The sequence below is a fragment of the Rhizobium sp. 01T437 genome, assembly GCF_056398505.1.
Map to the genome: position 1 here is coordinate 193,401 of NZ_JBFTPM010000006.1, position 14,146 is coordinate 207,546.

Below are 14,146 nucleotides of genomic sequence, written 5' to 3' on the forward strand. Positions count from 1 at the left end.
ATGCATTTGGCGCAATGCTTGCTTCACTGGCGTCACGCCTCCGCCTCATTTTGCGGCATCTTTGATCAGTTGGTCAAATTATTGGGCAAAAAATGCTCGCGCATGAAGTCGACATAGGGCTGATCGTCCAAGGCAAAAGGTGGGGACCGGTGTCGCGTGGGAAATGAAGGCGCGAAACGAAGACGGCCGCGGCTGAAACCGCGGCCGTTTCACGACTGATTTTATGCTTATCAGGCAGCCTTGAATAGCTTCTTGCCTTCGGCATCGAGGGCTTTGAATTCCTCGTCCGACAGCGTGATGTTTACGGCCGCGACGTTTTCTTCCAGGTGCTTGACCTTGGAGGTGCCGGGGATCGGCAGCATGACGGGGCTGCGCTTCAGCACCCAGTCGAGCGCGATCTGGCTCGGGGCGGCATTGTGCTTCTTGGCAATCGTGTCGAGCAGTGAGCCCGGCTTGGCAAGATCGCCGGCAGCCAGCGGATACCAAGGGATGAAGCCGATATTGTGCTTTGCGCAATAGTCCAACACATCCTCGCTGGTGCGGTCGACGAGATTGTAGCGGTTCTGGACCGTGGCGACCTTGAAGACCTTGGAAGCGGCTTCGATATCGGAGACAGAGACTTCGCTGAGGCCCGCATGGCGGATCAGGCCGGAATCGAGCAGCGACTTGATGGTGTCGAACTGTTCCTTGGCGGGAACCTTGGGGTCGATGCGGTGAAGCTGCCAGAGATCGATCTGCTCGACGCCGAGATTGCGCAGGCTCTTGTGCACCTGCTGGATCAGATATTCCGGACGGCCGAGCGGCAGCCAGATATTCGGACCGTGGCGCGTGAGGCCGCCCTTGGTGGCGACGACGAGACCCTTCTTATAGGGGTGGAGCGCTTCCTTGATCAGCTGTTCGGAAACGTCAGGACCGTAGGAATCGGCCGTATCGATGAAGTTGATGCCGAGTTCCGGCAGACGTTTCAGCGTGCGGATCGATTCGGCGTGATCCTTGGGCTCGCCCCAGATGCCGTCGCCGGTGATACGCATGGCGCCGAAACCGAGGCGGTTGACCTCCATATCGCCACCAATCTTGAAGGTGCCGGATTTCGCTGCGTTGTAATCAGTCATCGTATTTTCCTCTCTTGGTCAATCAAATCACTCAAAATCGGTGGAGCTGGAGACCTGCTCCCAGGCGTCGAACTCGGTCTTGAGAGACCCAAGCTTCTCACGAACGAGGCTGATTGCGTCCCGCCCCAGCAAGAGATGGGCCGGCGGATTATCGGATGCAATGAGCGTCAGCATTGCGGCTGCAGCCTTTTTGGGGTCGCCCGGCTGGTTGCCGTTGCGTTCGAGGCGACGCTGGCGCAAGGGCTCGAAAACCTCATCATAATCTTCGATCGAACGCTCCGCACGCACCATCGAGCGGCCGGCCCAATCAGTGCGGAAACCACCAGGCTCGACGGCCGTCACATGGATGCCGAAGCTCTTGACCTCCTTGCCGAGGCTCTCGGAAATGCCCTCGAGGGCAAACTTGCTGCCATGGTAGAAAGCGATGCCTGGCATGGTGATGATCCCGCCCATCGAGGTGACATTGAGGATATGGCCACTGCGGCGCTTGCGCATATAGGGCAGCACCGCCTGCATGACAGCCACCGGGCCGAAAACATTGACCTCGAACTGGTGGCGCAGGTCTTCCATCGTCGATTCCTCGACGAGGCCTTCATGACCGTAGCCGGCATTGTTGACGAGAACGTCGATCGGGCCGACCTCTTTTTCGATTTCGGCGACGACAGGCGCGATCGCGGCGGTGTCGGTGACATCGAGGAGTTTGCCGAAAGCAAAGCCTGGCTTCAGTGTTTCGAACGCTTTGCGGGCTTCTTCATTGCGCAAAGTGCCAACCACCTTGTGGCCTTCATCGAGAGCGGCCTGAGCGAGAGCGCGGCCGAAGCCGGTGGAAACGCCTGTTATGAAAAGGATTTTGGTTTTTTCTGTCATGGCCTTCACTCCATTGTGCTGCTGATGGAGGGAAGGTAGGCCTTCCGGATAATTTCGATAATCTCATTAATTGGCGATAGCCTTTTTAGAGAAACTTACTAATCTCACGTCGGGAAATGGAGGATAGAATGCGCCAGGACATGCTCGACGGCATGGCGACCTTTGTCGTCGTTGCCGAGGAAAAGAGTTTTTCAGCCGCCGCCGTGCGGCTTGGTGTTTCGCCATCAGCCATCAGCCAGACGATCAGCAAGCTGGAGAGCCGGCTGCGCATGCCGCTCTTCAACCGCACCACACGCAGCGTCAGCTTGACGGAAGCCGGCGGCCGCTATCTGGAGCGGGTGCTTCCCGCCCTCGGCGAACTTGCGGCCGCCAGCAAGGATCTTGACGCGGATGTCGGCCGGCCGGCGGGCCTTCTGCGGCTAAATGTGCTGCGCGCCGGCTATATGATCGCCATCCAACCGCTGCTTCGCGATTTTCTGGATGCCTATCCTGACATTCAGGTCGAGGTGAAGATGGAAGCCTCGATGAACGATATCGTCGCGGAAGGCTTCGACGCCGGCATCCGCTTCGGCGAGACGGTGGCCAAGGATATGGTTGCCATTCCGATCGGCCCGCCGATCAGCGCCCATGTGATCGCCTCGCCGGAATATCTCGGCCGGCGCGGCATGCCGAAGCATCCACGCGACCTGCTGCAGCATGATTGCATCGGCTTTCGTTTCGTGACGAGCGGCCAGGTCGAACGCTGGGAATTCGAGAAAGATGGCGAGCGCGTCGATATTACGCTCCATCCACGGCTGATCCTCAACGATTCCGCAGCACTCACACAGGCAGCCCTCGATGGGATTGGCATTTCCTACATGATCAACGGCTATATCGAGCGTTTTCTTGAAGATGGCCGGCTCGTACGGATCCTTGCCGACTGGAGCCCGCCGCTGTCAGGCCTGACGCTCTATTATCCGGATCGCCGGCGGGTGCCTGCAAAGCTGCGCGCGCTCATCGATTTCCTGAGAAAGCATCGATCCGAAGCGCCGCCGGCAACGGAAAGCGTGATTATCTAGCGTATAGAATTGAGGGCTTTCGTCTCTTCGCCGAATTCGGCAAGCATCGTCCAGAGTTCGCCAAAGATCTCGCGTGCGAAGGCTTCCATTGAAACGCCCTCCATCGAAACACCCTGGGTGCGCTCTTGGCAGACCTCGCTGCCAACGCGCAGTGCGCCGATGACGATTGCCGAAAGCAAACGCATGTGCGCCCGCGCTTCAGGATCGCCGCCCTTGCGGGCAATCAGCGCCTCGGTCAACTTCTGCTCCAGCTTGGCATATTTGAGCTGATCGCGGGCCTTGAGGGTCGGCGTGCAATGGATGAGTTCGCCAAGCGCCATGGCGCGCTCGTCGGCCGAAGCGGTCACAGTGACGATCAGGGCCTCCTCGACCGCCTTGACGTCAGACTCACCGGCCGGGCGGGCGGCGATCGCCGCCATCAACCGGTCAGCGAAGGAATCCTGCCAGGCGAAGACAACTTCTTCCTTCGACGGGAAATAATCGAAGAAACTGCGCTTCGAAACGTCAGCTGCTTCGGTGATCTCCTCGATGGTCGTCGCGTCGAAGCCGCGCTCCAGAAAGAGGCTCATCGCTGCTTGCTCGATGCGCTCGCGGGTTTGGCGCCGCTTGCGCTCGCGCCTGCCCTCGACGCCTTCAGGCAATTTCTTCTCTGTCATTTCCATCAGATGTTATTCAGTCATCCGCTTCGGAGAAAGCGGCGATCTCCATATCCACTCCGCTGCTGCGATATTTGAAACGCTCACGCGAGAGCTCCAGCGGCTTGCGGCGCGAAATCCGGTAGACGGAAGCCGGCGGCAGGTTGCGGACCGTGCCGCCGATGCGCGTCGCCTTCAGGCCCAGGCGATCGAGGATCGGACGCGGCACAGGACAGCGCGGTCCATAGGTAAACTGATAGAAGGCGCCGCCCGCCCGCATATAGACGAAGGCGCCTGCCAGGATCGAAGCGATCTTGCGCGGCGACATGGAAAGCAGTGGCAGACCGCTCACGACGGCGCCGACAGGTTCACCCTCGAAAATATCGGCCTGCGCCAGATGGGCGGCATCCATCTGCAGGATGCGTGCATCAGGAAAACGCTTTTGAAGCGACCCGATGAATTCAGGACCATATTCGATGAGCGTCAGATCGGATTCGCTGATGCCGCGCGCAAGCAGCGCGCGGGTGAAGACGCCGGTGCCTGGCCCGAGCTCGATGATCGGACCGTCCAGCGCCGCGATCTCGCTGGTCATGATCCGCGCGAGCGAATCGCCGGAGGGCGCAATGGCCGCCACCCTCAGCGGGTTACTCAGCCAGGAGCGAAAAAAATGCAGGAAATCGGAGTATGCAGTCTTTGCTATCATGATTTTCCCACCCGTTTGAAATGCGATTGACTATCGAAGCGACGATCTCTTGCAGCATGGCAATTCCAAGGCAGGCCCGTCAATCCATGGTCTTTACGCACGTCTTCCCTATCAACATTTTGTGTATTTTTGTATCTATTGCATTTTTGCAATAAGTGCAATCTATCGCATTTCGACGACTGCGGAGAGTGACAGACGGCAATTTGGCCGCGAGGGATATGGCCCGGCAGGACGAAAGGCGCGCAGAGGCAACAGGCGGGCCTTCCGGAATCGGCTTCCAGGTGGCGAGCGGATGGTCAGAAAGGGGGCGCGCGTGATGATTGCCGACCGCGACATTGCCAAAGGCGAAAAAGCGCTGGCGGAGCCACAGCGGCCAGGCGCTTGCCGGATGCGAAGAGCGGCGTCGCAACGAAAAAGGCAGCCATGAAGGCTGCCCTCTTTTCGCGACAGGGATGTCAGTCCCTTCCCCTCGCCTTATCCTTCAAGCCGCCTTCAGTAGTTGCAGCCCGAGCTGCTGGTCGGGTTGAAGCGCAGGCCGCAAGCCATGTTGAGCGACTTCTTCCGGCCATACTGGTAAGGTTCGGAGCTGCTGGAAGCACCATTGACCGAACCCGTGGTGTGGGGCTCATTGCGAGCGGTCGTGTTCTTCTGCTGCTTTACGACCTGCTGTTGCTGTTGCGCCGGGGCAGCGTTGGCAGATGCGAAAGCCGAAACGCTGATGATTGCGCCAAAGGCTACGGCCACGAAGCCATTCTTCACGACATTGATCATTTCTTGTCTCCTTGGGAGGATGGTTGGAATTTACGCCAAGGAGCTAGGAAGCGGAATTGTCATATTCTACTGCCTTGAAACGGCGATCACGACGACGTGAGTTCCGATTGCGGACAAGAAAAAGGCGGCTTTTGGCCGCCTTTTTCTTTGCCGGCTCAATAGCCGTCGTCGCACGGCATGCTTCCGGGACCGATCGTGCCACTAAACGAGGGGTTGCACATAGTTTTCGGCTCGGGGCGGTTAACGGGTTCGCGGACAATCGAGCCCGTGGTGCCGGCTTCAACGCCGAACGCGGCAAGCGGATACCAGTAGCCGTCGGAGTGACGGCGGGTACCGGGGCGTTCCGTGCGGAATCCATGATAGCCATGCCAATAGCCGGCATGTGCTTTATATTGCACCATTTCCACATTCGACGGGACCGGAATCCGGGCCTGCTGAACGGGCGCCGCCAGCGCGGGAACGGTAGACGAGAGGGCGAGAAGAGCGCTGAGCGCAAAGGTGGACGGGGCTAGATTAAGCATTTTCATGATAAACCCTCCTTACTGGATTTACCCAAGAAAAATGCGTTCTATGCGCGCGAAGTTCCATCACGACACGCGGCTTCCTACACTTGTGATTGCAGGCGATCCGGCGTGACTGAAAGACACAAAAAATCAAAAATTGCGATTTGCAAAAGCCGCGGGAGCAGGCGCCTGCGACAATTCATCAGCCGTGTGAATTCACCGTTCTCAATTCGCGTACAAAGGACGGTAGCCCTGGCTTGCGACACAGGAGACATATTGCCTGTGAGCCGCGCCGCTTGCATTGGTTTCCCGTTCCACCGCGTCGCGGTGACCGGTCATCTGCGCACGCAGGTCGTACTGCTTGTTTGCCTCATCATACATTGCGTTGGCATCGGACATACAGAGGCTGTGGGTGACACCAGGCGGATTGACGGGTGAAGCGACCGGCACGAGCACCGGCGCATTGGCGCGATCGACACAGCCTGACAGAGCAGCCATCATCGCGACGAGACCAACGACACCAACAATTCTCGTCATCATCCAACCCTCCGGCTTCTCGCCTGATACAATCCATCGCTTCCGCAGATAGACGCCGAAGGTTGCGCGAAACTAGGCGCGGAGGTGGGGAGCTATGGTATCGTGCGCCCATCGAAGCTTGAGGCAGGCCTCAGAATGGCCGCTCGGTCACGGCACTATCTGCACCGGAGCGTCAAAATAACAGCTGTTCAGGAAGAAGAGCCTTTGATTGCGGTCCTTCGCATCCTCGGCAAATCAAGTCAGTGTTCGATCTACGCGCGGGGAATAGCATTACCTTGCACGCCAGTTTCAGAATAAAGCCAACGAGCGTAATCGGCGCCGGAATTGCGGTCGCCGCAATGGCGTTCGCACCTAATTATTTTACATCGTCGATGTGGTGGAGAGGCCGGGACTAATAAGGCCCAATTTGGCCGAAGCCGATTTGCTTGCGACAAGACAAACGGCGCCAGGCGCAATCAAGAGCCCGCTGCCAAGTCATGTCCATGAACAATTGGAAAATGGCGCACCCGAAGAGATTCGAACTCCTGACCCCCAGATTCGTAGTCTGGTGCTCTATCCAGCTGAGCTACGGGTGCGTCTGCAGTGGCGGCCGTGCCGCTTGCGTGGGCGGTTCTCTAAAGGGTCTTTTCGGGCAATGCAAGAGCAATTCGAAAAAAATCGCGACTTTGGTTCGGCAAGGCTCACTTGCGGAAATTGCATCACTTTTCGCCGTGCGACCGGCTGCGGTAATCTTCCAGTGAAACGGGGCGATCCGGAATTTCGATACGGAACTGCGTGCCGACCGAGGGCTTTTCCACAAGCGCGATCGTGCCGCCGTGGGCCAGCACCAGCTCGCGGGCGATGGTGAGGCCGAGACCGGTGCCGCCGGAGCGAGCCGAGCCGCGGAAGGCCGCAAACAGGTTCTGGCGCGCCTTCAGCGGCATGCCGGGGCCTGTATCGTCCACCGTGATGCTGACGACGCTGCCGACGCGCTGGGCGGCGACCGTGATGCGCCTGACGATCCCAGCCCCCTGCTCGCCCGGCGAGGTCAGGGCCTGCAGGGCGTTGCGGCAGAGATTGTGGATGATCCGGAACAACTGCTCGCTATCGGCATCCACTTCCAGATCCGACCCCATCTGCTCGATGAACTCGACGCCGCTTTGTGGCTCGATGGCGAGGATATCTTTGACCTCCTGCACAAGCTCGTAAAGACGGATGCGGCGGCGGCGCGGCGCCGATTCTGTCGCTTTGCCATAAGAGAGGACCTCGGTCGTATAGCCGACGGCGCGATCGATGGTGCGCAGCAGCTTCGGCGCGAAGCTTTTCACCAAGGGATCGTCGACATCGACGAGGCGGTCAGACATGAGCTGGGCGGATGCCAGGATGTTGCGCATGTCGTGATTGATCTTCGAGACTGCGAGGCCGAGTGCTGCAAGGTTTTTCTGCTGCTTCAGCGTCTTCTGCAGTTCGAGCTGCATGGATGTAAGATTGCGCCCGGCAACAGCCAGTTCGTCACGGCCGCCATCGCCGACATAGACGTGCAGCGGATTTTCCGGATCGGAGGCGAATTGCTGCATGCTGCCCGTCAGTCTGCGGATCGGGCGGATGAGAATGCGGTTGATGGAGAAGAAAATCAGTGTCGCGGTAAAGAGCGAGATCAGGATCGACAGCAGCAGCACATTACGGGCATAGACGAACATCGCCTTACGCAGAGGCCGGTCTTTCATGACCACCTCGACGCCGGTATTGGTCTCGCCCACCGCACCATAGACGCGGATCATGCGGTTGCCGCCGAAGATCATCGTGTCCAGCGCGTCGCGCATCGCGGTCAATGGCGGGATGTTGCTGAGATCGTAGGATTCGTCGACCGAGGTCGGCATTTCGCTCATGGCAAGCAGGCGGGAAGTGCCGTCCTTGCGCAGCACAATCGCCTTGGTGCCGGTCGCCTCCAGCGTCTCCTTCTGCAGCGCACGCGGCAGATCCACCGGCTGCAGGCCGTCGATGACGATTGCGGCAGCGGCGGCCGTATTCAGCCGATCCTCGAGCCAGCGCACGCGCATGCTCGCGATCGAGGGAAAGAAGATCAGGATTTCCGCCAGCATGATGAAGAAGACGGTGAGCCAGAGCAGCTTGCCGGAAAGGCGGCTGAACATGCCGGCACGCGGATAGGAACCCTTGGCAGCCTCACCGGCCACGATGTTTTCCGCCTTGGAAGGCTCGCCCTGGTCTTGAACCGGCATCTCGTCTTGTCCGTGCGGCGAAAGGCCGCCATCAGAATGAGCTCTTATATTAGACGAGAATGCTCCGCTTTCAAATCTTTGCGAGGAGCGGCAAGTCGTCACAAACGAAAACGCCGCCCGCAGGCGGCGTTCCGATCCCGGTCGTAAAGGCTATCAGAACTCTTCCCAGCTCTGCTCCGCAACAGCGGCATTGCCGCTGAAGGCGCGGGCGACGCGACCGATAGCGCGGCGCGCCGGAGAGGCGACTGGCTGGTGATGCTGCTGGCGGGCAACGGCAACGGGCGCTTCGTTGGAAACCTTGAAGCGGGAGATGAGGCGCACGAGGCCATCGGCTTCGGCTGACAGCTTGTGGGTCGCAGCCGAGGTTTCTTCCACCATCGCGGCGTTCTGCTGGGTCACCTGGTCCATCTGGTTGACGGCGGTGTTGACTTCCTTGAGGCCGGTCGACTGTTCCTTTGCCGCAGTCGCGATCGAATGGATATGGTCGTTGATGGCGATGACCCGCGTCTCGATCTCCGAGAGCGCATTGCCGGTCGCCTGGACCAGTTTGACGCCGACCTGCACTTCGTCGCCCGACTTGTTGATGAGCGCCTTGATATCCTTGGCGGCCGTTGCCGAGCGCTGGGCGAGCTCGCGCACTTCCTGGGCGACCACAGCGAAGCCCTTGCCGGCTTCACCAGCGCGTGCGGCCTCGACGCCGGCATTCAGTGCCAGCAGGTTGGTCTGGAAGGCGATCTCATCGATGACGTTGATGATCTGACTGATTTCGCGGGAGGCCTGCTCGATACGACCCATGGCATCGACGGCGTTGCGGACCACGACGCCGGAGCGACCGGCATTGTCCTTCGCCTCGGAGACCATGACGGTTGCTTCCTGGGCGCGTTCCGTCGAGTTCTGCACAACGGCTGTGATCTCATCGAGAGCAGCAGAGGTTTCCTCAAGTGCGGCAGCCTGCTGTTCCGTGCGCTTGGAAAGATCGTCGCTGGCGTTCCTGAGTTCGTTGGTATTTCCGTTGATCGCTTCGGTCGTCTCGCGCACTTCGCGCATAGTCGTCTGCAGCGTCACGAACGTGCTGTTGACGTTTTTCTGCAATTCGGCAAAGGCGCCCTGGAATTGACCGCGCATAGTCTGCGTCAGGTCGCCTTCAGCAAGGCTTGCTATGACGCGGCGGGTTTCGTCGACGCCGGCATCGACGCTCGACAGCAGCGTGTTGATATTGCCGGCGAACTGGTTGAGGCTTTCGTCCTGATAATCCTTGTTGATGCGGTGGCTGAAATCGCCGGCAGCAGCAGCTGCAACGACGACGGACATGCTGGACTGCAGGTCGTCGCTCTTTGCACGCATTGCCGCTTCCTGTGCGTTCATGCGCTGGATGACGAGGCCGTTTTCCTTGAAGATGGCGACGGCAGCGGCCATCTCACCGATTTCGTCCTTGCGACCGGCGAAGGGCACTTCCGCCTGGAAATTGCCGTCTGCGACGTCCTTGATCGCCTGGGTCACCTTCTTGATCGGCCGGCTCAGGTGGCTGGTACCGATGTAAAAGCCCATGCCAACGCCGACTGCAATACCGATGCCGGTGATGCTGAGCACCAGCATCAGGATCCAGCTGCGGAAGCTCTCGATCTGGTCGTCGACGGCAGTCAGTTCGGCCTTGTCAGTGCTGACGATCGCGTCGATCTCGGCCTGGAAAGCCTTGCGGTTGGCGCGGTTGGCGTCGTTGTTGCCCTGCTCGTTGGCGGCCTGCGGGCTCACCTGCGTGCCGAGACGGGCTGTCTCACTGCGGAAGGTGCGGAATTCCTTGGCGCGGTCGATGAGCTTGGCGAAGGTATCCTTCTCGCTGTCAGGCACAAGCGGCGCCCAACCGGCGATGACCTTGTCGATCTCATCCAGATCGGCCATCAGGCCCTTAGCGAAGGCCGGCGTCTGTTCCAGGCTCTTTGCAGCATAGATGCCGCGCGATTCCATGACGACGGCGGTGACGAAGCGGTTGAGACGTTCGCCTGCGTAGGCGCGGGCCGCAGCATGCTCATAAGCAGTCAGGTTCGCGTTGTACTCGCTCATCGCCGACAGCGCGGTGGCACCGATCAGAAGCGCAACGCCACCCATGACGGAGACAAGAAGATTGATTTTGCCGCGAATTTTCACTGAACGCTCCCTCGCTTCGCACAATGGCTGGAAAGCAAATTCCCAGCCGATGCACCGAAAGATCGGGTAAATTCGTTAATGTTGTATTTCGAATATTAACAATATCGACTACAAGAAATTACCCATATTTACTGTTGCGCGCATTATGCTTTGTCTCGGGCCGAGCATCTTCAAGGAATAAAAGTTGCGGCTGAAAGCTTTTGGAAGCTTATGGATGAAATATACAACTATATAGTGAATAACCAAATTCGTTAACACCAGAGTGCGAAATCTTGCCATACGCCCTGCAGCTCCAGGGAATCCGCCAGTCATAATTGACTTTGGCAGGCTTCATTTGTATAAGCCGCCGCACGTCCGGTCATTTCAGGTCTTTTATGACCTCGCCCGTTCGAAAAACCACGCTCCTTGCATTATGCAAATTCAAGAAGGGCCGCACTCCGCGGTGTTTAAATAAATGAAGCGTACCTATCAGCCCTCGAAGCTTGTTCGCAAGCGCCGCCACGGTTTCCGTGCGCGTATGGCCACTAAGGGCGGCCGCAAGGTCATCGTTGCTCGCCGCGCACGCGGCCGCAAGCGTCTTTCGGCCTAAGGCCGGAATTGCCCGATAGCAAATGACGGGCGACTTGAAGACCAAAGAAGACAAACAGATTGTCGGGCGGCTCTTGAGCCGCCCGCAATTTCTTGCAGTCCGCGAAGGCGAAAAGCGCCGCGGCCCTCTCTTCCTTCTCGAGGTCCTGAACCGCAAGGAAGAAGAAAGCGAAGCCCGCGTCGGCTTCACAGTCACCAAAAAACATGGCAACGCGGTCGAAAGAAACCGCATGCGGCGACGCCTGAAAGAGGCGGTGCGGCTTCATGCAGGGTTTGCAATGCAGCCCGGACACGACTATGTGGTTGTCGCCCGCAGGGACGTCTTGACAGCGTCCTTCGATGAACTGGCCGCGGAACTGAAAACCCGCGTGGAAACCAGGCCGAAACACAGGCGCCCGAAAGACGAGCGCCCCAGGAACGTATGATGCAAAACAACCGCAATTACCTCATTGCGATCGCTCTCTCGGTGCTGATCGTCCTTGGCTGGCAGTTCCTCTATATGAACCCGCGCATCGAGGCTCAGCGCAAGGCTCAGGAAGCCCAGAAGGCACAGCAGCAGACCGAGCAGACGCAACAGCCTGCCGCCGGCGGCCAGAGCGCGCAGCCGAACGGCGCAGCTCCCACCGGGCAGGCCACGGCGACGGCTACCCGCGAGGAAGCTCTGGCAAAATCGCCGCGTGTTGCCATCGATACGGCTGCCCTTTCCGGCTCCATCAATCTCGCCGGTGCGCGCCTCGACGACCTGAGGCTGAAGGGCTATCACGAGACCGTCGACAACTCGAGCCCGATCATTACGCTGTTCTCGCCGGCTGAAACCAAGGACGGCTATTTCACTGAGTTCGGCTATATAGGCACCGAAGCGACAGGCGCCGTTCCCGGCCCGTCTACCATCTGGACCGCGCCCGAGGGTGCGAAGCTCACCGAAAAGACGCCGGTGACGCTGACCTACACCAATGACAAGGGCCTTACCTTTACCCGGACGATTTCCGTCGATGACCGGTACATGTTCACGGTCGTCGACAAGATCACCAATAGCGGCGAGGCCGCCGTATCGTTGTCCAATTATGGCCGCGTGACGCGCTACAACAAGCCGACCACGCCTTCGGTCTATGTGCTGCATGAGGGCTTCCTCGGCGTGCTCGGCGCCGGCAGCGGCATTTCCGAGAGCAAGTACACGGCGATCGAAAAGGAAAACCAGTCCAACCCGACGGTCACCGGCGGCTGGATCGGCATTACCGACAAGTATTGGGCCGCGGCTCTCATTCCGAGCCAGACTATTCCCTTCGATTCCCGCTTCTCGCATTTCACGGACGGTCAGCCGCGCTACCAAGCCGATTTCAAGGGTGAAGGCCTGTCGATCGCTCCCGGAGCGACGGTCGACGTCAAGAACCTCGTCTTTGCCGGCGCCAAGGAAGTGCCTGTCGTCGATGAATATGAAACGAAATATTCCATCCCGAATTTCGATCGCCTGATCGACTGGGGCTGGTTCTGGTTCCTCACGCAGCCGATGTTCAAGCTGATGGACTTCTTCTTCCGCTACTTCGGCAATTTCGGCGTGGCGATCCTCTGCACGACCATCGTCGTCAAGGCGCTGTTCTTCCCGCTCGCCAGCAAGCAATACGCTTCGATGGCGAACATGAAGCGTATGCAGCCGAAGATGGAAGAGCTGAAGGCAAAATTCGGCGACGACCGGATGGGCCTGCAGCAGGCGACGATGCAGCTCTACAAGGAAGAGAAGATCAACCCGATCGCCGGCTGCTGGCCGGTGGCGCTGCAGATTCCGATCTTCTTCTCGCTCTACAAGGTGATCTACATCACCATCGAGATGCGGCACGCGCCGTTCTTCGGCTGGATCCGCGACCTTTCGGCGCCCGACCCGACGACGATCGTCAACCTGTTCGGCCTGCTGCCCTTCGAGGCACCGGCCTTGCTGCATCTCGGCGTCTGGCCGCTGATCATGGGCGTCACCATGTTCGTGCAGATGCGTATGAACCCGACCCCGCCGGATCCGACGCAGGCAATGATCTTCAACTGGATGCCGCTGGTGTTCATGTTCATGCTGGCAAGCTTCCCGGCCGGCCTCGTGATCTACTGGGCCTGGAACAACACGCTCTCGGTGCTGCAGCAGTCGGTGATCATGAAGCGCCACGGCGTGAAGATCGAGCTCTTCGACAATCTGAAGGGCCTGTTCAAGCGAAAACCGGCGCCATCGAAATAGTCGAAAAGCCCTGCTTCGGCAGGGCTTTTTGTTGCGGGCCGCAAAGCGCTCAACCGTGCGAACCTTGACAATACGTCTTAAAAACATGAAGCCGGTTTCAATACCGAACCCGGAGATTGCAGAATTCAAATGACTGAAATCGCAAAGCCGCTCTTCGGCCACCCCTGGATATTCATCCGCGGCGTGCCTTCCATGAAATTCCTTCCGCCGGAGGGCCCCTTGGAAGTCGCTTTCGCCGGCCGGTCGAATGTCGGCAAATCGTCGCTGATCAATGCGCTGGTCGGTCAGAAAGGTCTGGCGCGCACCTCCAATACGCCGGGCCGCACGCAGGAACTCAACTACTTCGTTCCGGACGGCTATTCCGGCGAGGGCAACGACCTGCCGCCGATGGCGCTGGTCGATATGCCGGGGTATGGCTATGCACAGGCGCCGAAGGAGCAGGTGGATAACTGGACAAAGCTCGTCTTCGACTATTTGCGCGGCCGCTCGACGCTGAAGCGCGTCTATGTGCTGATCGACAGCCGTCACGGCATCAAGAAGAACGACGATGACGTCCTGACGCTGCTCGACAAGGCGGCCGTCTCCTACCAGATCGTGCTGACCAAGACGGACAAGATCAAAGCGCCTGCCGTGCCAAAGCTGCTGGCCGAAACATCGGAGAAGATCCGCAAGCGTCCCGCCGCCTATCCGGCCGTGCTTTCCACCTCCTCGGAAAAGAACGAAGGGTTGGACGAGTTGCGGCAGGCGATTGCCGAAACGGTCGGCGTCAGCAACTGGAAATAAAAAGAGG

At 59.1% G+C, this 14,146-nt stretch carries 14 protein-coding genes and 1 tRNA gene; 5 read left to right on the forward strand and 10 right to left on the reverse strand.

Going from position 1 to position 14,146, the window contains the following annotated elements; genetic code table 11:
* Nucleotides 1–230: 230 nt before the first annotated feature.
* Nucleotides 231–1,112 carry an aldo/keto reductase gene (locus AC1DM5_RS13970; protein WP_477819048.1) on the reverse strand — a complete coding sequence of 294 codons (882 nt, stop codon included), beginning with the start codon at nt 1,110–1,112 and terminating at the stop codon, nt 231–233.
* Between the two features lie 27 nt (nt 1,113–1,139).
* Nucleotides 1,140–1,979 carry an oxidoreductase gene (locus tag AC1DM5_RS13975; protein ID WP_477819049.1) on the reverse strand — a complete coding sequence of 280 codons (840 nt, stop codon included), beginning with the start codon at nt 1,977–1,979 and terminating at the stop codon, nt 1,140–1,142.
* A 128-nt stretch (nt 1,980–2,107) separates the two neighbouring features.
* Here AC1DM5_RS13975 and AC1DM5_RS13980 point away from each other — a divergent pair, with 128 nt between their 5' ends.
* Nucleotides 2,108–3,037: a LysR family transcriptional regulator gene (locus AC1DM5_RS13980; RefSeq protein WP_477819050.1), complete on the forward strand. Its 930-nt coding sequence runs from the start codon at nt 2,108–2,110 to the stop codon at nt 3,035–3,037.
* Here the strand turns inward: AC1DM5_RS13980 and AC1DM5_RS13985 are convergent.
* The 8 genes from AC1DM5_RS13985 to AC1DM5_RS14020 all read right to left on the reverse strand — a co-directional run bounded on the left by AC1DM5_RS13985 (nt 3,034) and on the right by AC1DM5_RS14020 (nt 10,550).
* On the reverse strand, nt 3,034–3,693 hold the full coding sequence (locus tag AC1DM5_RS13985) for a TetR family transcriptional regulator (RefSeq protein WP_477819164.1): 660 nt from the start codon (nt 3,691–3,693) through the stop codon (nt 3,034–3,036). The two genes, AC1DM5_RS13980 and AC1DM5_RS13985, sit on opposite strands and share 4 nt — an antisense overlap.
* Before the next feature lie 16 nt (nt 3,694–3,709).
* Nucleotides 3,710–4,375, reverse strand: coding sequence for a class I SAM-dependent methyltransferase (locus tag AC1DM5_RS13990; RefSeq protein ID WP_477975140.1), 666 nt, complete (start codon nt 4,373–4,375; stop codon nt 3,710–3,712).
* Between the two features lie 492 nt (nt 4,376–4,867).
* A complete protein-coding gene (locus AC1DM5_RS13995; protein ID WP_477819052.1) occupies nt 4,868–5,146 on the reverse strand; it encodes a hypothetical protein in 279 nt (92 codons plus the stop codon).
* A gap of 155 nt (nt 5,147–5,301) precedes the next feature.
* Nucleotides 5,302–5,673, reverse strand: coding sequence for a cell surface protein (locus AC1DM5_RS14000; RefSeq protein WP_477975142.1), 372 nt, complete (start codon nt 5,671–5,673; stop codon nt 5,302–5,304).
* A gap of 201 nt (nt 5,674–5,874) precedes the next feature.
* Nucleotides 5,875–6,189, reverse strand: coding sequence for a hypothetical protein (locus AC1DM5_RS14005; protein ID WP_477819054.1), 315 nt, complete (start codon nt 6,187–6,189; stop codon nt 5,875–5,877).
* A 495-nt stretch (nt 6,190–6,684) separates the two neighbouring features.
* Nucleotides 6,685–6,761, reverse strand: a tRNA-Arg gene (locus tag AC1DM5_RS14010).
* Nucleotides 6,762–6,884: 123 nt separating this feature from the next.
* Nucleotides 6,885–8,405: an ATP-binding protein gene (locus AC1DM5_RS14015; RefSeq protein WP_477819055.1), complete on the reverse strand. Its 1,521-nt coding sequence runs from the start codon at nt 8,403–8,405 to the stop codon at nt 6,885–6,887.
* A gap of 153 nt (nt 8,406–8,558) precedes the next feature.
* On the reverse strand, nt 8,559–10,550 hold the full coding sequence (locus AC1DM5_RS14020) for a methyl-accepting chemotaxis protein (RefSeq protein WP_477819056.1): 1,992 nt from the start codon (nt 10,548–10,550) through the stop codon (nt 8,559–8,561).
* A 454-nt stretch (nt 10,551–11,004) separates the two neighbouring features.
* Here AC1DM5_RS14020 and rpmH point away from each other — a divergent pair, with 454 nt between their 5' ends.
* The 4 genes from rpmH (at nt 11,005) to yihA (ending at nt 14,139) form a co-directional block, all read left to right on the forward strand.
* Entirely contained in the window at nt 11,005–11,139 is a 135-nt protein-coding gene (rpmH, locus tag AC1DM5_RS14025) for a 50S ribosomal protein L34 (protein WP_016552555.1), read from the forward strand.
* A gap of 22 nt (nt 11,140–11,161) precedes the next feature.
* Nucleotides 11,162–11,563 (forward strand): ribonuclease P protein component, encoded by a 402-nt coding sequence (gene rnpA / locus AC1DM5_RS14030; protein WP_037100997.1) that lies wholly within the window; start codon nt 11,162–11,164, stop codon nt 11,561–11,563.
* Nucleotides 11,563–13,356 (forward strand): membrane protein insertase YidC, encoded by a 1,794-nt coding sequence (gene yidC / locus AC1DM5_RS14035; protein ID WP_477819057.1) that lies wholly within the window; start codon nt 11,563–11,565, stop codon nt 13,354–13,356. The genes rnpA and yidC overlap by 1 nt, the downstream gene beginning before the upstream one ends.
* 129 nt (nt 13,357–13,485) lie before the next feature.
* Nucleotides 13,486–14,139, forward strand: a complete 654-nt coding sequence (gene yihA, locus AC1DM5_RS14040; RefSeq protein WP_007815033.1) for a ribosome biogenesis GTP-binding protein YihA/YsxC — start codon at nt 13,486–13,488, stop codon at nt 14,137–14,139.
* The last annotated feature ends 7 nt before the right edge of the window (nt 14,140–14,146 follow it).